Raw genomic sequence first — 22,538 nt, forward strand, 5'->3', positions numbered from 1 at the left:
ACGAAAACGCGCCCGAGAACACAGGTCGAGCCAAGGCATCAGCGCCGGGAAACCCGCCAACACTGGCGTTGCGGGCAACAAAAAGCCCCAGCCGAGAACGGCTGAGGCTTCGTGTCTGGTGGGCCCGCAGGGACTTGAACCCTGGACCAAAGGATTATGCTTACCACTACGGCTTTCGCCGCCTCTGGCGAGTTTGTGGTCTGGACTATACCTTCCCGTTACAGGCTGGCCGTCTAGTCTCTACACCTTCCCCCGCGTTAGTGGTGGGGGCTTGGCTCGGTATTGGCGTCGCCCGCAGGCACCAGCTTCCACCGAATTTGACCAGTTCTACCCGCCACCAGCGTGCCGCTGCCGACGGGCAACCCATGAAGCCAGCCACTCATCTGACGATGTCCAGGCTGACTTCGCTAAGTCCTCTGCTCTAACCAACTGAGCTACAGGCCCGGGACGGGATTCTACAGACTTCCGCGGACTTTCGCTTCGCTGAGGCAGTTTTCGATGCGCGCGGTGGTCTGGGCGATATCTTCGTCGAGGCCGATCGAGAAGCGGATCAAGCCTTCGCGCAGGCCGGCCGCTTCGCGTTCTGCGGGCGGGATCTCGGAAGAGGTGCTGTGCCCAGGAGTGTTGAACAGGGTCTTGAAATAGCCGAGGCTGACGGCCAGGTAGCCGACCTTGTCGCGTTGCATCAGCGTCATCAGGCGGTTGGCGGCGGCGAGGTCGCCGGCGTCGAGAGTCAGCATGCCGCCGTAGCCGTAACCGGGGTTCATCAGCTGTGTCAGCAGCTGATGGTGCGGATGGCTGGCCAGGCCCGGGTAGTGCACTGCGTATCCCAGCTCTTCGAGCCGGTTGGACAAATACAGGGCGTTGGCGCCGTGCTGGCGCAGGCGGATGTGCAGGCTGTGCAGATTCTTCAGGATGCTCGCTGCGCGGGTGCTGTCGAGCACCGGCCCGAGCAGCATGCTTGGGCCGGCGTTGATGTCGGTGAGGCGGGAAATGAAGTCGTGCGAAGCGACGACGCAGCCGGCGACGCAGTCGCTGGTGCCATTGACGAACTTGGTCAGGCTGTGCACGACAATGTCGGCGCCATGGCGCAATGGTGACAGGATCATCGGCGTGAAGGTGTTGTCGACCACCAGCTGTGCGCCGTGTTCGTGGGCCATGGCGGCCAGCGCCGGCAGGTCGGCGACTTCGAGCAGCGGGTTGCTGAGCGACTCGCAGTAGAGGACGCGGGTCTGTGGCGTCATCGCTGCGCGCACGGCGTCGTGGTCGCCGAGGTCGACGAAGCAGGTGTTGACGCCGAAGCGCGGCAGCAGGTTCTTGAGCAGGGCGTAGGTGCCGCCGTAGATGCTGCGCCCGCAGACGATCTCGTCGCCAGCACCGCACAGGGTCATCAGAGTGGTACTGATCGCGCCCATGCCGGAGGCCATGACCTGCGCCGATTCGCCGTCTTCCATGCGCTCCAGGGCGCTGGCGAGATATTTGTTGGTTGGATTGAAGTGTCGCGAGTAGAGGAAGCAACCTTCGATCTCGTGCTCGAACAACTCCTCCATTCGCTCCGGGCTCAGGAAGGTATAGGTCGAGGAGTCGGTGATCGACGGATTGACGTCGCCGAATTCCCCGAAGACGAGGTAGTCCTGGACGCGCGATGCGGGATTGAAGGCCATGTCGATACCCTCCTGATGATGATGATGATGGGAAAGGCAAACGTAGCACGCCAGGCGTGGATGGAGAAGTGCCGGCGCCCGAGCCTTCGCCCGCTTGCTGAAATGCAGCCCAGCCGATAAAAGCACTTGACCGCCAGCGCCTTTTGCCCGTCAATGATCGCCGACGCGCAAACACTGGGCGCTTTGTCCGCAGCTTGCTGGCACGGCCCTCTGCGCAGGCCCCCAGGCCCCTGCGCCTTCTGAACCAATGGGAAGAAGAACATGTACAACAATCCACGTTTCCGGATCGCCGTTCTACCCGGCGACGGCATCGGCCCCGAAGTCGTCCAGTCCTGCCTGACCATCCTTGAGGTGCTCTGCGAACGCCTGGGTGGCATCAGTTTCGACTTCCGGCAGCGCGAAGGGGGGGCTGGACATTATGAAAAGACCGGTGCCGTCTTCGCGGACGACACCCTAGCCGAGTGCCGTGACGCCGACGCCGTACTCCTGGGGGCCATGGGTCTACCGCGGGTTTGTTACCCCGATGGAACCGAAGTTTCTGCCCACTTTGATTTGCGCATGGCGATGGATATTTACGCCGGTCTGCGCCCGATCCGCGGCTATCCGCGTTTGCCGCTGGTTTTGGGCGACAAGCGCGCGGCCGAGATCGATCTGGTGGTGGTTCGTGAGCAGAGCGAAGGCTTGCTCTCGTCGCACGGTTGCGGAACGCTCGAAGACGACCGGGTGCGGGAAACGATGGTTGTTTCACGCCACGGCAGCCGCCGGGTGGTCGAGTTTGCCTTCGAACTGGCCGGGCGACGTGCCAAGAGCAAACGCCGGCCGGGCAAGGTGACCTGTGTGGACCAGGCCAATTTGCTGGCGTCGATGGCCCTTTTTCGCAAGGTGTTCAGCGAAGTTGCCGCGACGCATCCCGAGGTCGAGGTGGAATACGCGCACGGCGACGCGATCGCCGCCAAGCTCGTCAAGGCCCCCTGGGATTTCGATGTGCTGGTCACCGAGAACGCTCTTGGCAGACTCATTGCCGATTTCTCGGCGGCGCTTGCCGGTAGTCAGAGTCTGGCGCCCAAGGCCGACATTGGCGATCGCTACGCAATCTTTCAACCGGCCCATGGTAGCGCAGACGATTGTGCCGGCAAGGGTCGCGCCAACCCGGTCGCCCAAGTCCTCGCGGCGGCCCTGATGCTCGACTGGCTCGCCGATCAGCATACCGAGCCGCGCCTGGCGCACGGCGCACGCATTCTCGAGCGCGCCGTGGACAAGACGATGTCCGCCATCTGGCCGATCGAGTTCGGTGGCGAGGACGGCACGGCGGCAATCACCCGCGCAATCATCGCGAACATACGCGGCTGATCTTCTGCGCGCCGCGCGGCCCGCCTCGCTTCCTCCGCTTCGTCTGCGAGCCCGTCCCTTTGCCGAGCCGACGATGCCCGGCAGGCAGCCTGCTAGAATGACGGCCGTTTCTCCGCACAAGGATCAATTCCATGACTTCAGAAGTGAGCCACGCCGACGACCTGTTGCTGCCATGCGTTGAACGCCAGACCGGTGAATCTCCCAAGTGTGCCGTGATCTGGCTGCACGGTCTCGGTGCCGACGGGCACGACTTCGAGCCGATCGTCGACGAGTTCGATTTCGATCAGTTGCCGGCGCTGCGTTTCGTCTTCCCGCACGCACCGATGCGTGCGGTGACCATCAATGGCGGTTTCGTGATGCGCGCCTGGTACGACATCATTTCGCCCGATTTCGCGCCGGGCAGGGAAGAGGCCGAAGACCTGGCTCAGTCGGCGCGACAGGTTGAGGCGCTGATCGCGCGCGAGAACGAACGCGGTATTCCCGACGCGCGCATCGTTCTCGCCGGTTTTTCGCAGGGCGGCGTGCTTGCCCTGCATGCCGGCTTGCGCCATCCGCAGCGGCTGGCCGGAATCCTGGCGCTGTCGTGCTATCTGCCGATGACCGAAACGCTGGCTGGCGAGGCCTCCAAGGCGAATCGCGATGTGCCGATCTTCATGGCGCACGGGCAGAACGATCCGGTCATTCCCTTCGATTTCGGAAAGCGTTCCTGCAAACTGCTTAAAGCGGAGAAATACGCGGTTGAGTGGCACAGCTACGCCGCCGAGCACTCGGTCTGTTACGAAGAACTGCAGGACGTCGAAGCCTGGCTGCACAAGGTCCTCGCCGACGTTTGCTGAGCATGCTGCCGTTGCGCTACCTGGCGGGCTATCCGGACGATCTGCAGCGGCAGGTACGCGCGGCGATCGCCGAGGACCAGCTGGCAGCGATGCTGCGCACCAGATATCCGGGCACGCATGAGGTGCGCAGCGATGGCGCCTTGTACGACTACACCCTGGCGCTCAAGAATCGTTTTCTGCGCAACGCCGACTCGCCCGCGAAAGTGCTTTTCGACAGTCGCCTGCAGCTCACCGCCAACGCCCTGGGAAGCAATGGCAAGCTGGCGCGGGTGCAGGGCGGCAAGATCAAGCGCAAGCACGAGATTCGCGTCGCCAGCGTGTTCAAGGAAGCGCCACCCGAGTTTCTGAAAATGATCGTCGTGCACGAACTCGCGCATCTCAAGGAGCGTGAGCACGACCGCGCTTTCTACCTGCTGTGCAGCCATATGGAGCCGGCCTATCACCAGCTCGAGTTCGATTTACGCCTCTATCTGACGCAGCGCGAGTTGACTGGCTTGCCAGGCGGATAGCCTGATCGGAGGCCCGTGACGCCGGCCCGCAGCCCTTACTGTGAAAGCCGCACAAGCGACTCACGAAACTCCCTTCTCCCCTCGCGGGAGAAGGGTCAGGGGCAGAGGGGGGACGGTCATGGCTTTCATCATCAGGGGTGTCTCGACATGTCATGACCGTTAGCTTCCCGCCGCAAGCACCGCGGCGCTTTCCCCGCCGATGACTAAGGACTAAACTCGTGCCTAATCCATTTCAAGCACAGGGGAAGTGTCATGCGCCGAGTCGTCTTCAATCAGAAGGGTGGCGTCGGGAAATCGACGATCGCCTGCAATCTGGCCGCCGTCGGCGCCGCGCGCGGGCGGCGGACCCTGCTCATTGACCTCGACGCACAGGCCAATTCTTCCCGCTATCTGCTCGGTCAGGCGCTGGATACGCAGGAGAAGACGCTAGCGCATTTCTTCGACGATTTGCTCGGCTTGAAGCTTTTTCACGACGAGATTGGCGCCTACGTCGTGCCTTCGCCATTTCCCAATCTCGATGTCCTGCCTGCGGACCCGCGGTTGGAGGAACTGCAGTTCAAGCTCGAATCGCGCTACAAGATGTACAAGCTGCGCGAGGCACTCGACAAGCTGCAGGTCTACGACGACATCTTCATCGACACCCCGCCGGCCCTGAATTTCTTTACCCGCTCGGCGCTGATTGCCGCCGACAGCTGCCTGATTCCTTTTGATTGCGACGATTTTTCGCGCCGCGCCTTGTACAAGCTGATGGCCAGCGTGGCCGAGATCAGAAGCGACCACAACCGTGAACTGCGCGTCGAAGGCATCGTCGTCAACCACTATCAGGCGCGCGCCAACCTGCCCGCGCAGTTGGTCGAGGAACTGCGTGCCGAAGGCCTGCCGATCCTCGATGCCTTCCTGTCGGCGTCGGTCAAGATCCGCGAATCGCATCATCAGGCGCTGCCGATGATCCATCTCGACCCGCGCCACAAGCTGAGCGCTGAATTCACGGCGCTTTACGAGCTGCTGTCGCCGCCGGCGTAGTCGGCATAGTCGGCGTAGTTCGCGGGCAAGGACGTGGTGCGTTACGGGTCAACTGCAGCACGTTTTTCCGCCGCGCCGTCCTCGATTGCGCTGACCCATTCCTTGACCTGCCGATAGACGCGCCTGTCCTTGAGCAGGCGCATGTGGCCGAGCTTGCCCAGACTGGCGCTCTGCACGTCGCCGTCGATCGCATGCGCGGTCGCGCTGTCCGGCGTCACCAGGCCGTCGCCGAGGAACTTGCCCAAGGGATGCCCCTTGTCGTCGCTCAGGCTGGCGCCGAGAAAACGGAAGGCGATGCGTGCGTGCGCGGCCGCGTTCTGTGGCGCGCCGGGACCGTGTCGAAGGTCCTTGACCCCCTGACTGCGCGTGCCGGCGATGGTGCCGAGCGGCGCGGTAATCTTCGCGAGATTCAGCGCCGCGGTGGTCAGGTGCCCGAGGCGCTCCACCGGCGAACCGAGGAGGGGTGAGCCCAGGCAGATCAGCATCCGCGTCGCCTGCGGCCAGTAGAGTGCGCGTTCGGCAGCCTGTTCGCAGGCGGCGAGCGCGAGCAGGCCGCCCATGCTGTGACCGATGATCAGCAGTTCGCAATCAGGCTGCGGCCACGCCGCCAGCACGTCTTCGAGCAAGCCCGCCAACTGCCCGCCATTGGTGGCAATCGGCAGGCCGCTGTTATAGCGCAGATAGACCGCGCTGCAAGCGAAGTCGGCGTGCAGTTGCCGGCCGAAATGGATATCGCTCGCCGGGTCCTTGATTTCCCAGCTATGTTCGTCACAGCCCAGTCCGTGGATGAAGACGCAGAGGCGCTTGCCCGCATCGGGAAAAGCAGCCTGCAGCGAAGCGGCATCGAGTGCCAAGGCGGCGCCGTTCGCGCACATCGCCATGCGTATCGCCAGCAGATTGTTGCTCGCCGCCAGATAGTCACCGAAAGCGCCATTGAGCGCTCCGCGCACTCCGCTCGCCAGGCGTCCCGGCGGTTTGCCGGGGGCAAAGCCTGTCGCCCGCTTCTCGACCAACGCCGCGGCAGCGAGCAAGCCGCCGCTGCCGTGACGGATCGCGCCGTAGACGCCGGCCGCGATGGTGTCGTGCGCGCCCCGTACGAGTCGTGCCGGCCCGGAGATCAGCGGCAGCCGGCGCAGGATATCGAAGCAGCTGCCGGCGATGGCGCCGTGCATTTCCTGGACGCGCAGCGCCGTTTCCTGGACGACGGTTTTCGCCGCGTGGCTGTAGCCGGTGCTCGGGGCGGGGGTGTCGGGAACTTTTCTGTCAGCGGCCATGTGTGCTCCGGGCTTGAGGCGTTTCCACTACGTTAACCCATTATTCATCGACGCTGCCAGGCTTGTCCCCGTCAGTCATGCGCTTGATCACCCGGTCAAAATCGCTTTCAAAGAGCTGGTCCTGCACGATGCGGTACTTCTCGAACTGGCTCTCGGCGTGCGTCTTGGCCATCTCGGCTGATACGTTGCCGCTGTCCTGCAGGACGTCTCGCTCGGTAAACTCGAGGAAGGCATCCAGCCGTTTGGCCCAGTCTTCCATGCTCATCGGGATTTTGCGCGTGGCGCGCTCTTCGGCCAGGTCGAGGTAGGCGTTGACGATGCGGCCCAAGGCCGTCAACTCCTCGTGGCTAAGGTAGTTCTTGGCGATGGCCACATTGGTTTTCAGGAGCTTGCCGTCGGGCGCGCGCTCCCACGAGGTGAGGCCCATGTGCGGCGTCTTGCTGTCGGCGCGCCGGGCGATCAGTTCGGCTGCCGTATGGCCGTGGATGGCGAAGTGCAGCTTCTTCTGCACCTTGGCGAAGAAGGCCTTGGTGCTCGGCGCGTCGCGGTTGTAATCGACTGCCGTGGCGTAGATATCGGTGATCTTCTGGTAGAACCTGCGCTCGGAAAGGCGAATCTCGCGGATTTCTGCCAGCAAGCGCTCGAAGTAATCCTCGCCCAGGAAAGCACCGTTCTCGAGACGCTTCCTGTCCAGCACATAGCCCTTGATGGCGAACTCACGCAGCACCCCGGTGGCCCATTGACGGAACTGCGTGGCACGCACCGAGTTGACCCGGTAGCCGACCGAGATGATGGCGTCAAGGTTGTAAAAATCGATGCTGCGTCCGACTTCTCGATAGCCTTCGGTTTGAACTGTCGGGAATTTCCGGATAGTTGCCTCGTGCTGGACTTCGCCGTTTTCATAGATGTTCTTCAGGTGCTCGTTGACCGTGCGCACGTCAACGGCAAAAAGCTCGGCCATCAGCTTCTGCGTCAGCCACACCGTTTCGTCAGCGTAACGGGCCTCGATGCTTTGCTCGCCCGCCTGAGTCGTGAAGATCAGGAACTCGGCGGTGCTGTTGCGGATCAGTTTTTTTTCGCTGGACATCAGCCCACCAGTCTTGAAAGTTGCCGATCGTTGAACAGCGCGTAGTCCGGATCGCGAAAGTCGGTGGTCGACAAGCCCAGATCAGCCAGCTCGGCACGCAAACGGCTGAGTTTGGCATCCTCTTCGGCGGCGTGCAGTTTACTACTACCGAACAGCTTGCTATCGGGGCCAATGAGCACTGCTGCGGCTTGCTGCGGCAACGTGCTCACGAGCCCTCGATCACTCGCGCCACGTCGCCGTGGCACTCGGCACATTTGCCAACCAGCAGCAGGTTGCCACCGTTTATAGTCCCGGTGAAATTGGTGATCGTCACTTGATGGCGGCATTGCCCGCACCAGACGTTGGCCAGTAGCCGCTGGCGGATATCGGCGGGGATGGATTCCCAACTGTGGCGCGCTGGTCGGGTGAAGTTGGGAAGAGACTCAATGGTCATGGCTCATTGCTTTAGTTTTTTTCAAGCAGCGCTACCATCGGAATGCGCATCCAGCCAGCGTTGTCCAAGGGCGGTTAGCCGGTAGCGCTGCTTGCTGCTACGCGGTGTTTCGGGTCGGGTCATTTCCACTAGGCCGGAATCGAGCGCTGGCAAAAGATAAGCCTTGCGGAAATGCTTTTCGTCCTTCAGAGCGAGTGCCTGCTGCAGGCCTGCTCGGGACAACTCATCCTGTAATGCCACCACGACCCGCCCAACTTCAGGGGTGACTTCGGGGGGCACCGGCCGGGGCAGGGGGAGAACGGGCAAGCGGATCACAAACGAAAGTCGGTCATCATCCGATTCAAACAGCGGTGCCGGCGAGCCATTCGCGGCCATCACCTTGAGAATTTTTGGGATGCCCGTCGAGCGGCCTTCGGTCAGGTCAAGTTCCTTCAGGAACTCGCCGATCCGCCGGTTGCGGTAGCGGCGGCTGACTGCACGACCGGCCTGCAGGTCCTCCAAGCGGCTGGAACGATCCGGGCCGGGAAAGCTGACGACGACCAACTCGTCATTGCTGATGCGCGCCTCTATGGGTTCGCGCTCCTCGTAGGACCGGTGATAGACCGCGTTGACCACGGCTTCCTCGCTGGTGGCGTAGGGAAAGTTCCAGACCCGCGTGGCCTCGGCCCGTTCGGGATGCTTGATGACCGTCTCGCGCAGGTAGTTGCGCTGGATATAGCTCAAGGCCTCACGCGTCATTCGCGCCAACGGCCCCTTGAAAATCCTTTCCTCGAAGCGATCACCGCCTGCACCTTCGGGAAACCAGACCACATCTATCTGCACGCCGGGGAAAAATCGCTCCGGCGTCTCATTGAAAAACAGCAGACCGACTGCAAGCAAGTTGCTGATGTGTTGTTCACTGTTGTTCCTCTCGTCGGCTCCCGTAGCGCGCGCCCAATCGTCGACCGCGGACACCTTGAACTTTCCCCCTCGTTCGATCCAATGAGCCGGAAGGCTCTCGCTCCACTGGAAAAATGCCTCGCGCGTCACTCTCAGATGCGCGGCGATCTATTCAATAGACGCTCAAGGCTCACTCAGGCTGGGGTTCAGTGAACTGCATAAAATCGCAGTCAGGAGTAAATGCTGCAATTTATCAGGCCAGATAGGGGACGTCGAGAAAGCATTTCCAGATGAGTGGAAGGGGCTGCGCAGGGCGATTATCGGGTTGGAGCAAGTCGGCCGTGAAAGTGTGTTTCGAATTGCGGTGACGAAGGGAAGTGCGATGTAGGCAGCCGCAACGAAAGGCGGGTGCGTGGAACGTGCGGGCTCCGATCCGGCAACGCATGAACAGAGAAAAGAGCCAAATTCTGGCGGCCAGTGGGGCAGAATCGGCGCCATTCACCGAACACCGAAATTCACTGCGCCCGCGAATCCTTGACCGAGCGGCGCCTTCGCGGGCACAAAAAAAGCCCGGAGCCAGTCCGGGCTTTGATGCTTTCATGTCTTGGTGGAGACAGGCGGGATCGAACCGCCGACCTTCTGATTGCGAACCAGACGCTCTCCCAGCTGAGCTATGCCCCCGAAGCCGCACGGATTCTACGCGGCATGAATTGAAGCGTCAATCTTGCTGCCAGCGATTGTATGGACCTTGGGTCGTCGCAGGGTCGCCGGCAGGGAGTCGATTGGCTTATTTTGGCTACTTGGCAGCAGCGGGGAGGACCGACACGGCGACAGCTTCGGAATAGACGCCCTCGATCTGGTCGCCCTTGTTGATCAACTTGAGTTGTTCCGGGTCCTTGATCTTCAGCTTGACGGTCTTCTTGGCGCCGCGCAGGGTAATCATTTGCGTCTTGCGGTCGACCGCGTCTACGTCAGCGATGAAGGCGACATCGTCCACGACGGCGGCGGCGGGCTTGTCACCCGGTTTGGCGCTTTGCTGGCTGCTGCTGTCGATACGCACGCGAAGATCACCACCGCCCTTCTTGAGTTTCATCACCAGGGTTTGCGTATAGCTGGCAACGACGCGGTCACCGACCTTGATCTGGTCGAAATTCTTGACGGCATCGCTGGCCGTGATGACCGTCTCTTCGCCTTGCTCGTTCTGGAGAACGACGGCACGCGTTGCCTTGTCGATCGCCTTGACGGCCAGCGACACCTGCGCCTCGACCATGCCGACGAACTCACCGGGGGCTGAGGCGGTCATTACCGCGGATTCAGGAGCTTGTTGAGCGGATACGGCGAACGGGAGGAGAGCGAGGGCGGCGGTGGCAACCAGGCTGCGAATGGTACGACTGGTACGACTGGTACGAAAGCGCATGGATAACTCCGATAGTTGAAGGTGGATAAGTGAAGAAGTTAAATCGTTGGCGCGATTGACTATTGGCGGAAGGGGGAACGGCTTGCGCATCGCCAAGCTATTCCCTATTCGGTCCACGGGAGTGTGGTCAGCACGCCTGTGGCAAGTTCTCCAGTCCTACTCTGCCTTGCCCGCGACTTTCGCCTTGAAGGTCGCGCCAGCGGTGAACTTGGGGACGATGGTTTCCGCGATCTGGATCTTCGCGCCGGTTTTTGGATTCTTGCCCTCGCGCGCAGCGCGCGGGCTGGCCTTGAAGGAGCCAAAACCAACCAGCGTCACTGCTTCGCTCCGGGCAACCGCTTCGACGATGGTGTCGATGACGGCGTCAAGGGCTTTCGCGGAGGCGACTTTGGAGAGTTCGGTGCGCTCGGCGATAGCATCGATCATTTCGGATTTGTTCATATTGTCTCCTTTGGTGGTTACGAGCCTTCATTCAGGCGCATTCTCGCATTTCACTGGCGCGCCTGGAAGGGCGCGCCAAAGGCTGCAATTCTGGCATGGATTCCCGTCTGGCCAAACACATTTTTGGGGCTGAAGGCTTGGCGAGAGCATGGCACGCCTTCGTTCGACTGCTGCAACGGCGGCAGGTGAAGCTGTCCGGGACGCCGGCTGTTTGGCCTGTGGCGGCAACTCACCGGGGGGGCGCATCGGCCGGGTCGCTACGCTTGAGCAGCGGCTTCAGAAAACGGCCGCTGTGGCTCTCCGCGAGCTCGGCGATCTGCTCCGGGGGGCCGGCGGCGAGTAGGCGACCGCCGCCGGCGCCGCCTTCGGGGCCGAGGTCGAGCAGCCAGTCGGCGGTCTTGATGACATCGAGGTTGTGTTCGATGACCAGCACCGTATTGCCGTGATCGACGAGCCGGTGCAGGACGGTGAGCAGCATTTCGATATCCTGGAAGTGCAGGCCGGTGGTCGGTTCGTCGAGAATGTAGAGCGTCCTGCCGGTGTCGCGTTTCGACAGTTCGAGTGCCAGTTTGACGCGCTGTGCTTCGCCGCCGGAGAGGGTGGTCGCCGACTGGCCGAGGGTGATGTAGCTCAGCCCGACATCGACCAGCGTCTGCAGCTTGCGGGCGACGATTGGCACGGCGTCGAAAAACTCGCGCGCCACTTCGACGGTCATTTGCAGGATTTGGTAGATGTTGCTGCCCTTGTACTGGATTTCGAGGGTCTCGCGGTTGTAGCGCTTGCCGTGGCAAACGTCACAGGGGACGTAGATATCGGGCAGGAAGTGCATCTCGACCTTGATCACGCCATCGCCCTGGCAGGCCTCGCAGCGACCGCCCTTGACGTTGAACGAGAAACGGCCGGGGCCGTAGCCGCGTGAGCGGGCTTCCGGGATCCCTGAAAACAGCTCGCGAATCGGTGTCAGCAGGCCGGTATAGGTGGCCGGATTGGAGCGCGGTGTGCGCCCGATCGGGCTCTGGTCGACGTTGATCACCTTGTCGAAGTGATCAAGGCCGACGATGGCGTCGTGTTCAGCCGGTTCGGCGTTCGAACCGTAGAGATGTCTGGCCGCCGCCGCGTACAGGGTATCGTTGATCAGCGTCGATTTGCCCGAACCGGAAACCCCGGTGATGCAGGTGAACAGCCCGACCGGCAGCTCGACGCTGACGTTGCGCAGGTTGTTGCCGCGTGCGCCGACGATGCTCAGCAGCCGCGCGCGATCGGGTTGCCGGCGCCTGGCGCGCATGCCGATTTGCCGCCGCCCGGCGAGGTAGTCGCCGGTCATCGACGCCGGGTTGGCGATGATCGCTGCCGGTGGTCCCTCGGCGACGATGTGACCGCCATGGACGCCAGCACCGGGGCCGATGTCGACGACGTAGTCGGCGCTGCGGATCGCTTCCTCGTCGTGCTCGACAACAATCACCGTGTTGCCGATGTCGCGCAGCTGCTGCAGCGTCTTCAACAGGCGCTCGTTGTCGCGCTGGTGCAGACCGATCGACGGTTCATCGAGGACATAGAGCACACCGGTCAGGCCCGAGCCGATCTGCGAGGCCAGGCGAATGCGTTGCGCCTCGCCGCCGGAGAGCGTTTCCGCCGAACGGTCGAGCGACAGATAGTCGAGGCCGACGTTGATCAGGAACTGCAGGCGGCTGACGATTTCCTTGAGCACTTTCTCGGCGACCTGGGCCTTGTTGCCGGGCAGCTGCAGCGCGACGAAGTAGTCGCGCGCTTCGGCAAGCGGCAGGCGGCTGAGCTCGTGCAGGGTGCGCGCACTGGCGAGGCTGCCGACGCGCACATTGCGCGCCTCTTCGCGCAGGCGGCTGCCGTGACACGCGGGGCAGCTCTGGTTACTGATCAGGCGTGCCAGCTCTTCGCGAACGGCTTGCGAGTCGGTTTCCTTGTAGCGCCGTTCGAGGTTGACGACGATGCCTTCGAAAGTGTGTTGGCGAATGCTGTGCCGGCCACGCTCGTTGACGTAGGAAAACGGCAACTGTTCGCGCCCGGAACCGTAGAGGATGACTTGCTGGATGCGCTCAGGCAGTTCGCTGAACGGCACTTCGACGTCGAAACCGTAGTGCGCCGCCAGCGACGACAGCATCTGGAAATAGAAGGGGTTGCGCCGGTCCCAGGCGCGGATCGCCCCGGCGGCCAGCGATAGCTCGGGATGGCCGACGATGCGCTTCGGGTCGAAGAACTGGATGACGCCGAGGCCGTCGCATTTCTGGCAGGCACCCATCGGGCTGTTGAAGGAGAACGTCCGCGGCTCGAGCTCGGGCAGCGAGTACGAACAGACCGGGCAGGCAAAGCGGGCCGAGAAGAAATGCTCGCGTTCGCTGTCCATTTCGTAGGCGATGGCACGGCCGTCGGCGTGGCGCAGGGCGGTCTCGAAGGATTCGGCCAGGCGCTGGCGGATGTCGGCGCGCACTTTCAGGCGGTCGATGACCACATCGACGCTGTGCTTGCGCGTCTTGGCGAGCTTGGGCAGGGCGTCGATCTCGAAAATCTGGCCGTCGACCCGCAGGCGGGCAAAACCCTGCGCGCGCAACTCGGCAAAGAGTTCGAGCTGCTCGCCCTTGCGGTCGGCGACGACCGGCGCCAGGATCATCAGCCGGCTGTCCTCGCTCAGGGCGAGGACATGATCGACCATCTGCGAGACGGTCTGCGCTTCGAGGGCCCGCTGGTGTTCGGCGCAATAGGGTGTGCCGACACGGGCGAAGAGCAGGCGCAGGTAGTCGTGAATCTCGGTGACCGTTCCGACCGTCGAGCGCGGGTTGTGGCTGGTCGCTTTCTGCTCGATCGAAATCGCCGGCGACAGCCCCTCGATCAGGTCGACGTCGGGCTTCTCGATGCGTTGCAGGAATTGCCGGGCGTAGGCCGACAGCGACTCGACATAGCGGCGCTGCCCTTCGGCGTAGAGCGTATCGAAAGCCAGTGACGACTTGCCGGAACCGGAAAGCCCGGTGATCACGATCAGGCGATTGCGCGGCAGGTCGAGATTGACGTTCTTCAGGTTGTGCGTACGCGCACCGCGAATGCGTATTTCGTTGATCTCGTCCATTGGCTGCGAGCCCGAGAGGCTTTGGCAAACCTGCTAATATACGCAATTCCGCAGTCCGGCACCAAAATCCCATGTCCGCCCCAACTATCGACCGAATGAGCAGCCAGGAGAAGCGCGCCGGCATCAGCCTGGCGGCTGTCTTTGCCTTGCGCATGCTCGGCTTGTTCCTGATCCTCCCTGTCTTCGCGATCTACGCCCAGGACCTGCCGTCCGGCCACGATGTGGCGCTCGTCGGCATGGCGCTCGGCGCCTACGGGCTGACGCAGGCCTTCCTGCAGATCGCCTACGGTGCCGCTTCCGATCGTTTCGGGCGCAAGCCGGTGATCGTCTTCGGACTGCTTCTCTTTGCCGTCGGCAGCTTCGTTGCCGCTTCCGCGGGCGACATCTACGGCGTCATTGCCGGCCGCGTGCTGCAGGGCGCCGGTGCCATTTCGGCAGCCGTCACCGCGCTGGCTGCCGACCTCACGCGCGAACAGCATCTGACCAAGGTGATGGCCATGATCGGCTCGTCGATCGGCATGGTCTTTGCCATCTCGATGGTCGCCGCGCCGCTGCTGTTTGTCACCATCGGCATGCCCGGCATCTTCATCCTCACTGGTGGCCTGGCCTTGCTGGCGATTTTCGTCGTCCTCAAGGTGGTCCCGGCCGCGCCGGCAATACCGCGTCGGCCGACCTGGCCGAGCTTTGTCGAAGTGCTCGCCAATCGCCAACTGCTGCGCCTGAACTTCGGCGTCTTCGCCCTGCACCTGATGCTCACCGCGATGTGGGTCCTGCTGCCGGCACAGCTGATCTCGATCGGCGAGCTGCCGGTTGCCGAACACTGGAAGCTCTACCTGCCGGCGCTGCTGGTGTCCTTCGTGATCATGGTGCCGGCAATCATCGCCGCCGAAAAATATGGCCGCATGAAGCTGGTCTTCAATACGGCGGTGGTTCTGCTGCTGGTCGTTCAGGTCGGTTTTGGCCTGTTCTCGACGAGTATTTACGGGCTGGCGCTGTGGCTGACGCTGTTCTTCGTGGCCTTCAACATTCTCGAAGCGACGCAGCCTTCGCTGATTTCGCGGATCGCACCGCCGCACGCGAAAGGCGCCGCGCTCGGCGTCTACAACACCACCCAGGCCCTGGGCCTGTTTGTCGGCGGGGTACTCGGCGGCGCGCTGGCCAAGTACCTTGGCCCGGGCGCCGTTTGGGCCTGTGGCGGCTTGCTCACCGTCATCTGGCTGTCGCTGTCGACCACCATGATCATGCCGGCGCTGCGTCACCGGCAGGCAGCCGCTTGAGGTCTGCGCTTAAGCCCTGGCGCTTACACCCTATAATCGCGCTTTCATCTTTTCGCACACCATCCAGGGAGGCAACATGGCTTCGGTAAACAAAGTGATTCTCGTCGGCAATCTGGGTGCCGATCCGGAAACCCGTTTTCTGCCGAACGGCGACGCCGTCTGCAACATCCGGATCGCGACCTCGGAATCGTGGAAGGACAAGCAGACCGGCGACAAGAAGGAAGCCACCGAGTGGCACCGCATCGTGTTCTTCAGGCGTCTCGCGGAGATCGCCGGGCAGTATCTGAAGAAAGGCTCGTCGGTCTACGTCGAGGGCAGTCTCAAGACGCGCAAGTGGCAGGACAAGGATGGTAACGAACGCTATACCACCGAAATCATCGGCAACGAGATGAAGATGCTTGGCGGTCGCGAAGGCATGGGTTCGCCATCATCGTCGAATGACGAAAGCGAGTACGGCGGCAGCATGCCATCGTCGGCCGGCGACTCCGGCGGCGCCCGCGCGGTGGCCCCCGCCAAGAAGAAGCCCAGCTTCGAAGACATGGACGACGATATCCCGTTCTAAGCCGCTGCGGGTCACAGCCGGCCCGAGAACGTTTCGTGTGCGGCCGGCAGCGCGTTGCTGCCGGCCTTTTCGGCCAATATTCATACACGTCCCGAAGCGAGGGAGCAGGGACGATTTACTGTTCCCGTGGCCTTGCAATTAATAGGCGCGTGGTCTAATATATTTCCGGCGGCCTTTGCTAGTACTTCCGGCCGTTGGGCCGCCGCCGGTCGATTGCTGAGAAGGCTTTTCTGCACCATCCGGCGCGCTGTCGGGCAGTCGTTCCGCGTTAATTATTAGGCGTGCGGTCTAATTGGGCTGAGGATTTCCCGTCCGGCGCCGCAGCTTTCATCTTGAGCGAGGTCGTGTGGTCGTCGATGTAAATCGCTCACGGCAAAGCGGTAGAAGAGGGGGTCCCGCGCAGACAGGGATCCGGAAAACATTCCATATTGAGGAGAATAGACAATGCGCAAGCAAATCACGGCTTTCGGGGTGGCGGCGACGTTGGCGTGCTCGTCGGCGCTGGCAGCGGACTTCAAGTGTCAGGACGACGTGCAACAAAGGCAGTACAGCAGCGATGAGCAAGCACTGGTCGATGCGTTCTGGAAGGAGTCACTGATCTATCTCGACGAGTACCTCAAGGTGCTCGAGACACCGAGCGGCCAGTGCAAGGATTCGGCCGAGGCCACTATCCAGACCTATCAATCGGCGACTGGCAAACAGCAAAGCGAGTGCATCATGCGCTATCGCGACATGGAACTGCTGGCCAAGCATCTCAAGGCCGTCGTCGCCGAACCGGAGAAGGCGAAAACCTGTTTCGATCCGCAAAAAGACTATCCTGCCTTCGCGCTCTACACTCCCAGTGCACAGGTGCAGCAGCTATCGCCGACGGCGCAATGGCTCAAGCGTCCTCTGCTGACCGACTACTACGCGAAAATGGGTGGCGCAATCGGAGCGGCAGGAATGGAGCTCAACGAGAACTTCGTCGCGGTCACCTCGCGCACCGATACCAAGCCGCACTGGAAAAGGGATATCAGCATCAACGGTCTGCCGATCCTGTGGTCTTCGGTGGGTTGGCTACCTTTCTACGCGGAGAATCCGGCTGCCGGCAGCGATCGTTTCCGCGGTGGCTACCTCTATGCCGAGGTGATGGGTCCATGGGGAAACCTGCGCATCAAGGAGATTGACGGCGAGAAGGTCGGCGCCGAGATCGGCATGACCGTGCAGCTGTTCAACACCTCCTACCCCTTCCACTATCACCATCCGCAGGAAATCTACATGACCCTGACCAAGCCGCAGTGTATCGACCAGAACAAGTACATGGTCATGCACTGGGATAGCGACCAATTCATGCAGGAGCGGAAGGAAAAGGGCTGGCAGGTGGCGATCGACGGCTCGCAGGGGAAATGGCAGAAATGGTTCGCCAACCAGGACCCGGACAAAGAATGGCTGACCTACTTCGAACGTAACGCCATCCATGCCTTTTACGCCATCGACGGCTGCAATCAGAGCATCGAGAACTCCGGTCTGGTCACCGTCTGGGCACGCTCGACCGCGCAGGACAATGAGCAGAGCACTCGCCTGTGTCGACCGGCCGTCGGCAAGAACGGGCCAAAGGGGATGATGCCCGGTGACAAGGCGGTCTGCGACCTGCACGACTGGAAGCGCTGAGTCAGCGCGCAGCGGGCGGGCGGCGCTTTTCTTCGCTCGCCCCGCTGCGTCGCCTCCGACACCGTTTGCGGGCTGGCACCAGCGATCGCTCGCGTACAGACCCGGGTAGACCGACCCGAGCACCAGGAGCAGGGGATGACCGACGCCGCAGCCGCCAATCGAGCCGATTTTCTCATCGTTGGCGCCGGTATCGCCGGCGCTTCGGTCGCTTACTGGCTGGCCCGCCATGGCCGGGTAGTGGTGCTCGAACGCGAGCAGCAGCCCGGCTATCATTCGACCGGGCGTTCGGCGGCGCTTTTCGCCGAGAGTTACGGGACGCCGCAGGTGCGCGCCCTGACTCGCGCCAGCCGGGCGTTCTTCGACGCTCCACCGCAAGGATTCTGCGACCATCCGCTGCTCTCGGCGCGTGGGGCCTTGATCGTCGCCATGCGCGGCCAGGAAGATCTGTTGCGTGCCAGATGGCAAACGCTTTCTACCCTTGGCGAAACGCTGCGTCTGCTGTCGCCCGCAGAGACCTGTGCCATGCTGTCGGTGTTGCGCCCGGAAGAAGTGATCGGCTCGATTTTCGACCCACACGCCGCCGACATTGACGTGCATGCCCTGCATCAGGGCTACCTGCGTGGGCTTAGTCGGAACGGCGGGCTTGTCGTTTGCGACGCCGAGGTCAGCGCTGTGCAGCGTAGCCAGGACCTTGGTGGCTCGACGCCGGTGGGCAAAATATGCCGCGCCAGTGCTGGTCAACGCTGCCGGTGCGTGGGCGGACCACATCGCCACCCTGGCAGCTGTTGCCCCATCGGACTTGAACCCAGACGTCGAGCGGCGTTTCTCTTCGCGCCGCCCGAAAACGTGGGACACGACGCGTTGGGCCATTGACCATTGGTGTGGCCGAAGACTGGTATTTCAAGCCGGACGCCGGCCTCTTACTGGGATCGCCGGCCAACGCCCGATCCGGTTCCGCCGCACGACGTGCAAGTCCGAAGAACTTGGACATCGCAACCGGCATCTACCGCAATCGAACGGCGACGACGCTAAGTATTCGCCGTCCCAGCCCCGCTGGGCGGGTTTGCGATCCTTCGTCGCCGATGGGCGATCTGGTGGGTGCTTCGATCCGCTCCACCGTGGATTTTTCTGTGATCGCCGCCCAGGGCGGCTACGGAATCCAGACTTTCGCCGGCGATGGGGGAAAGCTGTGCGGCGCTGCTACGTGGCCAGCCGATTCCGCGTGCCTTGCCGATTTTGGCTTTTCTGCGGCAATGCTGAGTCCGCAGCGGCTCATGCCGCTTGCCGGTACTTCTTCCACGCGCTCCAGCTGAAGACCAGCATGGCCCGAGCCAGATCAGCGCGAAACTCAACAGTCGCTCACTCTGCATCGGCTCACCGAAGATCCAGACCGCGGTCAGGAACTGCAGCGTCGGATTGATATACATCAGCATTCCGAGACTGGCCAGGTCGAGGCGCTGCGCGGCGGCGGCGAAGGCGATCAGCGGCAGCGCCGTGAGCGCACCCGCGCAAGCCAGCAGCAGGGTGGTTCGCAGGTCGTGGCCGGTAAATACGGCATGGCCCGCTCTGTGCCTGCCACAGTGCGTAAATTATGCACACGGGCAACATGGCCAGGGGTTTCCAGCCACAACCCGGAGGTCGAGTCGACCGGCAGTTTCTTGCGCACCAGGCCATAGGTACCGAAAGTGCCGGCGAGGACCAGCGATACCCAGGGCAGGCTGCCGAGAGGCGATGACGTCGTTGGCGATGGCGATCAGCGCCAGGGCCCCCGAAATCCACTCCAGCGGGTTCAGCCGTTCCTTGAGCACCAGCAGAGCGAGGAGGACGCTCACCAGCGGGGTCAGGAAATAGCCGAGGCTCGAGGCAAACGACCTGCTGGTTGGCGACAGCCCACAGGAAGACCAGCCAGTTGGTGCCGATCAAGCAGGGCGGCAAGCGCCAGCATCGCCAGGTGCTGCCAGGTTCTGAAACCGTGGCCACTTTGCCCACTGGCGGCGCAGGCTGAGCAGCAGGCCGACGAAGATAAAGGCCCAGGCAGCGCGGTTGCTGAGCACGTCCATTGGCGAGACGTGCGACAACTGGTGGAAGAAGAGCGGAAAGAAGCCCCACATGCCGTAGGCCAGCAGGCCGAAGCCGATGCCGGCCACCTGGCGGTCAGCGTTCACAGCTCAATGTTCCGGGCGCAGGACGTCGAGCGTCGCCGAGCGGTAGTCGCGCCGATAGAGAACGATCAGGACACTCAGCGAAAGGACGCCGAGGAGCACCGGGCTGAGCAGCCAGCCGGCCGCTGCCAGGCCAAAGTAGTAGGCACGGATGCCGCGATTGAAGTCGTCTCCGGCGAGGGGTTAGTGGACGCCTGCCACACGGCGTGCGAAAGCGTCAACTTTCGGCTCGGTCGCGATGGCCTGTTGGCGCCGCACCGATGAGGATCGACAAGACATTGAACTGGCGCAGCGCCCAGGTGAACTTGAAGTAGCCGTAGACGAAGCTGGCGAGAAACCAGGATCAGCTTGATTTCGAGCTGTTCGCGGCTGCTGCTGCCTGCCAAGCGTCAGTCGGCGGAGAAGCTCAACAACTGTCGGCCGCGCCCAGGGCGGCGACCAGGCCGGCGATAATGTAGATGGTGGTGTTGGCTGTAGAAGGAAACGCTGGTCATCAGATTGCCGATCAGCGCGCATCGGTCATCCGCAGGTCGCGTTCGAGCATGTGGTAGGCCCAGTCCTTACGATAGCTGTGCAGGTGTCCGATCAGGCCCTTGCACAACCAGCGACTACGCTCGGGAAAACCAGGTGTAGCCTGGCCAGCAAAGCAGGAAGGCGGAAAGGGCCAGCCTATCGATGGTCGATAAGTTCGCAAGTGCGCGCATCGGAGCCATCTTGCCACAGAATGCTGCGCGTCACCACACGGCGGCAGGCCACTGGCCAGCCACTGGCAAGCACTGTGCGGTCCTAGGCCGAAGCGGGGTGGGCTGCGGGCTGCGCTGAGTTTGCCGAGCAGCCAGTAGCTGAGCAGGAAGGCGCCGATATGATATGGCGGTGTCAAGAGCAGCCCAAACTGGACATAGATCAGCCACCGTCAGCGCCATGTAGAAGAGCAGGCAGGCCACCAGCAGCAGGCGCCGCCAGAGCGCTGGCATGGCTGCCGGAACAGGCGCAGCCCCGCGCCAGCGATGGCCAGTGCTGCCATCGCCAGGACTTGCAGCCAGGGGTCGAGGCCGCGCAAGTGCCCCCCTGCAGCAGGTTGTTGACGACCTCGGCATGCAACTCGACGCCGTGGCGAAACTCCGCGCGACGCCTCGCCGAACCCGGAATTGATCCTTGCCGGCACGAGCATCGCCAATCAGGACGATTTTTCCGGCCAGTTCGCCGGCAGCGATCGTCGCTGCGGGCCCCGCTGATCTGCTCGTAGTCGTAGCGTCGCGGTGGCTGCCGCCAGAATCTCGATCGGCCGCCAGGCGGATCAAAGCCGTCTGCGACCCGATCGCCGCTGCTCAGCAGCGGGCAGTCGTTGCGCAGCTGCCCCGAGGCTTCGACGCTTGCCTGGAAGGGCTTCAGTGGTCCGCGCCAGAGCGTCCTGCCGGTGTCGCTGACCAGCGTCAGTTCGCGCAGCTGCTCGTCTACGGCCAGTGTTCTGCCGCCGACCGCGAGGCTGGCGATGGCGGGCGATCTTGTCGCCGATGCGTTCACCCGGGTGGCTGCTAGCTATCTACCGCGCGGCGAGCTTGACGGCGGCGATTGGCGCGACCGAGGCGTAACCCAGGCGGCCGCCAACGCACAGCAGGCCCCAGGCACTGACTGCCTTGAGCAGTTCGGGAATCACCGCCGGGCCTTGGTCGAGCAGCTGATTGACGCCGACGATGACCTCGCTGCCACCCTGCCTGGCACCGCCCGATGGCGGCGATACGCTCGGCGTCGGCGGGATTCGCTTTCTCGAAATAGAGGTCGAAGACAATCACTTTGGCGCCCGCGGGCGGACCAGCTTGTCGAGCGCTCGCGCATGTGCTCACGGCGCCAATCGGGTCCGAACCTGCCGAGGCGCGCTTCGGACCCTTCTCGTCAAAAACCGACCGATCACGATGCGCTCGCTGACCGGCGCGCTGGCGACCGTGTCGCCGAGTGCCATGGTGTAGCTTTCGATACGTGTATCGATGCCCAGCTCGTCCGAACAACTGTACCCAAGCCGAGGAAGAACATCAGCAAGCGCGACGCCGGCGCCACCGTAGAGGTCGCCATTTGCGCAGGCGTTCGGCATTCATCACTTGCACGAACTGATTGAGCAGGGATTGCCGCCCCTCGATGCTGCGGATCAAGGCATCAAGCTCGAACTTGAAACGCTTGTCGTCAAGAGCGTGCGCCTGGCGGCGAGCCAGCTCGGCAAGAGTCGCCGGTAGCTCCCCGGCGGCGGGCATCGTCGCGCCGCCGACCAGCACCGGGATCAGGCGCTTGCCCTGTGCGAGCGCTGCCGCCAGTTCATGGCAGACAAAATCGTCGGGCTGATCGAGCCGCCGGCCGTTCTCGTTGCTGGCGCCCAGCCAACGCGGGCCAATCAAGGCGATGACTACGTCACAGGTGTCGATCTCGCGGTCGAGCACGTTCACGAAATCGTCGCCAGCTTCGATCTGGCCGATGTCCATGAACACCTGCTCGGCGCCGAAGTGCGCACTCAGGTGATCGTAGAGTCGTCCGGCGTAGGCGATGCTGTCTTCGCGGCGATAACTGATGAAAATCCGGGATGCGGTCTTTGCCAATTGGGCTGGGCCTGTTTTCGGTCGTGCGTCGCTGAACGGCAGTAGCTTCTGCCGGCGCTTGCAGCCGCCGCTCAAAGCGGTGGCCAGTTAGCGAAACTTGTCGCCGCGTGTTGGTGGCGGCTCCATGGGTGCTTTCCGATCGCTGTCGTGGCCGTCGTTCGAGCGGCTGCTCATCACACCCACGCCGATAGCGAACAATCCCGCTGCCAGCGCGGCTGTGCCGAGGTTGGCGGTGTTGGGCACCAAGGCATCGAGATTCCTGATGCGGGTGCGAATCTGCTCGACTTCGCCC

At 62.7% G+C, this 22,538-nt stretch carries 25 protein-coding genes and 1 tRNA gene; 9 read left to right on the forward strand and 17 right to left on the reverse strand.

The window, feature by feature from the left end; genetic code table 11:
- Window positions 1-455: 455 nt before the first annotated feature.
- The gene (locus tag QZ648_RS24635) at window positions 456-1,664 is read right to left on the reverse strand and encodes an aminotransferase class I/II-fold pyridoxal phosphate-dependent enzyme (protein ID WP_169067595.1); all 1,209 of its coding nucleotides are present in this window, start codon (window positions 1,662-1,664) and stop codon (window positions 456-458) included.
- Window positions 1,665-1,925: 261 nt separating this feature from the next.
- Between QZ648_RS24635 and QZ648_RS24640 the strand changes: the two genes are divergently transcribed.
- The 4 genes from QZ648_RS24640 (at window position 1,926) to QZ648_RS24655 (ending at window position 5,382) form a co-directional block, all read left to right on the forward strand.
- Window positions 1,926-3,014, forward strand: coding sequence for an isocitrate/isopropylmalate family dehydrogenase (locus tag QZ648_RS24640; RefSeq protein WP_291998586.1), 1,089 nt, complete (start codon window positions 1,926-1,928; stop codon window positions 3,012-3,014).
- A gap of 131 nt (window positions 3,015-3,145) precedes the next feature.
- On the forward strand, window positions 3,146-3,850 hold the full coding sequence (locus tag QZ648_RS24645) for an alpha/beta hydrolase-fold protein (protein ID WP_169067594.1): 705 nt from the start codon (window positions 3,146-3,148) through the stop codon (window positions 3,848-3,850).
- Between the two features lie 2 nt (window positions 3,851-3,852).
- A complete protein-coding gene (locus tag QZ648_RS24650; RefSeq protein ID WP_291998587.1) occupies window positions 3,853-4,359 on the forward strand; it encodes a YgjP-like metallopeptidase domain-containing protein in 507 nt (168 codons plus the stop codon).
- 252 nt (window positions 4,360-4,611) lie between these two features.
- A complete protein-coding gene (locus QZ648_RS24655) occupies window positions 4,612-5,382 on the forward strand; it encodes a ParA family protein (protein ID WP_291998588.1) in 771 nt (256 codons plus the stop codon).
- A 41-nt stretch (window positions 5,383-5,423) separates the two neighbouring features.
- Here QZ648_RS24655 and QZ648_RS24660 read toward each other — a convergent pair whose 3' ends face one another.
- The 9 genes from QZ648_RS24660 to uvrA form a co-directional block, all read right to left on the reverse strand.
- Window positions 5,424-6,656, reverse strand: a complete 1,233-nt coding sequence (locus QZ648_RS24660) for an alpha/beta hydrolase (protein ID WP_291998589.1) — start codon at window positions 6,654-6,656, stop codon at window positions 5,424-5,426.
- Between the two features lie 40 nt (window positions 6,657-6,696).
- Window positions 6,697-7,743, reverse strand: coding sequence for a virulence RhuM family protein (locus QZ648_RS24665; protein ID WP_291998590.1), 1,047 nt, complete (start codon window positions 7,741-7,743; stop codon window positions 6,697-6,699).
- On the reverse strand, window positions 7,743-7,952 hold the full coding sequence (locus QZ648_RS24670; protein ID WP_291998608.1) for a hypothetical protein: 210 nt from the start codon (window positions 7,950-7,952) through the stop codon (window positions 7,743-7,745). The genes QZ648_RS24665 and QZ648_RS24670 overlap by 1 nt, the downstream gene beginning before the upstream one ends.
- Complete coding sequence (locus tag QZ648_RS24675; protein ID WP_291998591.1) at window positions 7,949-8,176, reverse strand: hypothetical protein; 228 nt, start codon at window positions 8,174-8,176, stop codon at window positions 7,949-7,951. The genes QZ648_RS24670 and QZ648_RS24675 overlap by 4 nt, the downstream gene beginning before the upstream one ends.
- A 21-nt stretch (window positions 8,177-8,197) precedes the next feature.
- A complete protein-coding gene (locus QZ648_RS24680) occupies window positions 8,198-9,130 on the reverse strand; it encodes a Fic family protein (protein WP_291998592.1) in 933 nt (310 codons plus the stop codon).
- Between the two features lie 530 nt (window positions 9,131-9,660).
- A tRNA-Ala gene (locus QZ648_RS24685) sits at window positions 9,661-9,736 on the reverse strand.
- Between the two features lie 115 nt (window positions 9,737-9,851).
- Entirely contained in the window at window positions 9,852-10,358 is a 507-nt protein-coding gene (locus QZ648_RS24690; protein WP_291998593.1) for a hypothetical protein, read from the reverse strand.
- Between the two features lie 270 nt (window positions 10,359-10,628).
- On the reverse strand, window positions 10,629-10,913 hold the full coding sequence (locus QZ648_RS24695; protein ID WP_169065190.1) for an HU family DNA-binding protein: 285 nt from the start codon (window positions 10,911-10,913) through the stop codon (window positions 10,629-10,631).
- Between the two features lie 229 nt (window positions 10,914-11,142).
- Window positions 11,143-14,001 (reverse strand): excinuclease ABC subunit UvrA, encoded by a 2,859-nt coding sequence (gene uvrA / locus QZ648_RS24700; RefSeq protein ID WP_291998605.1) that lies wholly within the window; start codon window positions 13,999-14,001, stop codon window positions 11,143-11,145.
- An 80-nt stretch (window positions 14,002-14,081) separates the two neighbouring features.
- On the opposite strand from uvrA, the gene QZ648_RS24705 reads away from it, so the two are divergent.
- From QZ648_RS24705 to QZ648_RS24725, 5 genes are all read left to right on the forward strand, one after another.
- The gene (locus QZ648_RS24705) at window positions 14,082-15,287 is read left to right on the forward strand and encodes an MFS transporter (protein WP_291998594.1); all 1,206 of its coding nucleotides are present in this window, start codon (window positions 14,082-14,084) and stop codon (window positions 15,285-15,287) included.
- A gap of 76 nt (window positions 15,288-15,363) precedes the next feature.
- Window positions 15,364-15,849, forward strand: coding sequence for a single-stranded DNA-binding protein (ssb, locus tag QZ648_RS24710; protein ID WP_291998595.1), 486 nt, complete (start codon window positions 15,364-15,366; stop codon window positions 15,847-15,849).
- Window positions 15,850-16,293: 444 nt separating this feature from the next.
- The gene (gene dddY / locus QZ648_RS24715) at window positions 16,294-17,499 is read left to right on the forward strand and encodes a dimethylsulfonioproprionate lyase DddY (RefSeq protein WP_291998596.1); all 1,206 of its coding nucleotides are present in this window, start codon (window positions 16,294-16,296) and stop codon (window positions 17,497-17,499) included.
- Between the two features lie 135 nt (window positions 17,500-17,634).
- A complete protein-coding gene (locus QZ648_RS24720; protein WP_291998597.1) occupies window positions 17,635-18,372 on the forward strand; it encodes an FAD-dependent oxidoreductase in 738 nt (245 codons plus the stop codon).
- On the forward strand, window positions 18,369-18,812 hold the full coding sequence (locus QZ648_RS24725) for a hypothetical protein (protein WP_291998598.1): 444 nt from the start codon (window positions 18,369-18,371) through the stop codon (window positions 18,810-18,812). The genes QZ648_RS24720 and QZ648_RS24725 overlap by 4 nt, the downstream gene beginning before the upstream one ends.
- A 606-nt stretch (window positions 18,813-19,418) precedes the next feature.
- On the opposite strand, the gene QZ648_RS24730 is transcribed toward QZ648_RS24725, so the two are convergent.
- The 7 genes from QZ648_RS24730 to QZ648_RS24760 form a co-directional block, all read right to left on the reverse strand.
- The gene (locus QZ648_RS24730) at window positions 19,419-19,664 is read right to left on the reverse strand and encodes a hypothetical protein (protein WP_291998599.1); all 246 of its coding nucleotides are present in this window, start codon (window positions 19,662-19,664) and stop codon (window positions 19,419-19,421) included.
- Window positions 19,665-19,667: 3 nt separating this feature from the next.
- The gene (locus QZ648_RS24735; RefSeq protein ID WP_366144245.1) at window positions 19,668-19,814 is read right to left on the reverse strand and encodes a DUF599 family protein; all 147 of its coding nucleotides are present in this window, start codon (window positions 19,812-19,814) and stop codon (window positions 19,668-19,670) included.
- A gap of 64 nt (window positions 19,815-19,878) precedes the next feature.
- Entirely contained in the window at window positions 19,879-19,953 is a 75-nt protein-coding gene (locus QZ648_RS24740; protein ID WP_291998607.1) for a hypothetical protein, read from the reverse strand.
- Window positions 19,954-20,564: 611 nt separating this feature from the next.
- Window positions 20,565-21,185, reverse strand: coding sequence for a hypothetical protein (locus QZ648_RS24745; RefSeq protein WP_291998600.1), 621 nt, complete (start codon window positions 21,183-21,185; stop codon window positions 20,565-20,567).
- A 19-nt stretch (window positions 21,186-21,204) separates the two neighbouring features.
- Window positions 21,205-21,450 carry a hypothetical protein gene (locus QZ648_RS24750; RefSeq protein ID WP_291998601.1) on the reverse strand — a complete coding sequence of 82 codons (246 nt, stop codon included), beginning with the start codon at window positions 21,448-21,450 and terminating at the stop codon, window positions 21,205-21,207.
- A 241-nt stretch (window positions 21,451-21,691) separates the two neighbouring features.
- The gene (locus tag QZ648_RS24755; protein ID WP_291998602.1) at window positions 21,692-22,246 is read right to left on the reverse strand and encodes a toll/interleukin-1 receptor domain-containing protein; all 555 of its coding nucleotides are present in this window, start codon (window positions 22,244-22,246) and stop codon (window positions 21,692-21,694) included.
- A gap of 87 nt (window positions 22,247-22,333) precedes the next feature.
- The coding region (locus QZ648_RS24760; RefSeq protein ID WP_291998603.1) for a hypothetical protein at window positions 22,334-22,538 on the reverse strand (205 nt) is incomplete at its 5' end.

The sequence above is a fragment of the Candidatus Accumulibacter sp. ACC012 genome, from assembly GCF_907163155.1.
Taxonomy (GTDB): domain Bacteria; phylum Pseudomonadota; class Gammaproteobacteria; order Burkholderiales; family Rhodocyclaceae; genus Accumulibacter; species Accumulibacter delftensis.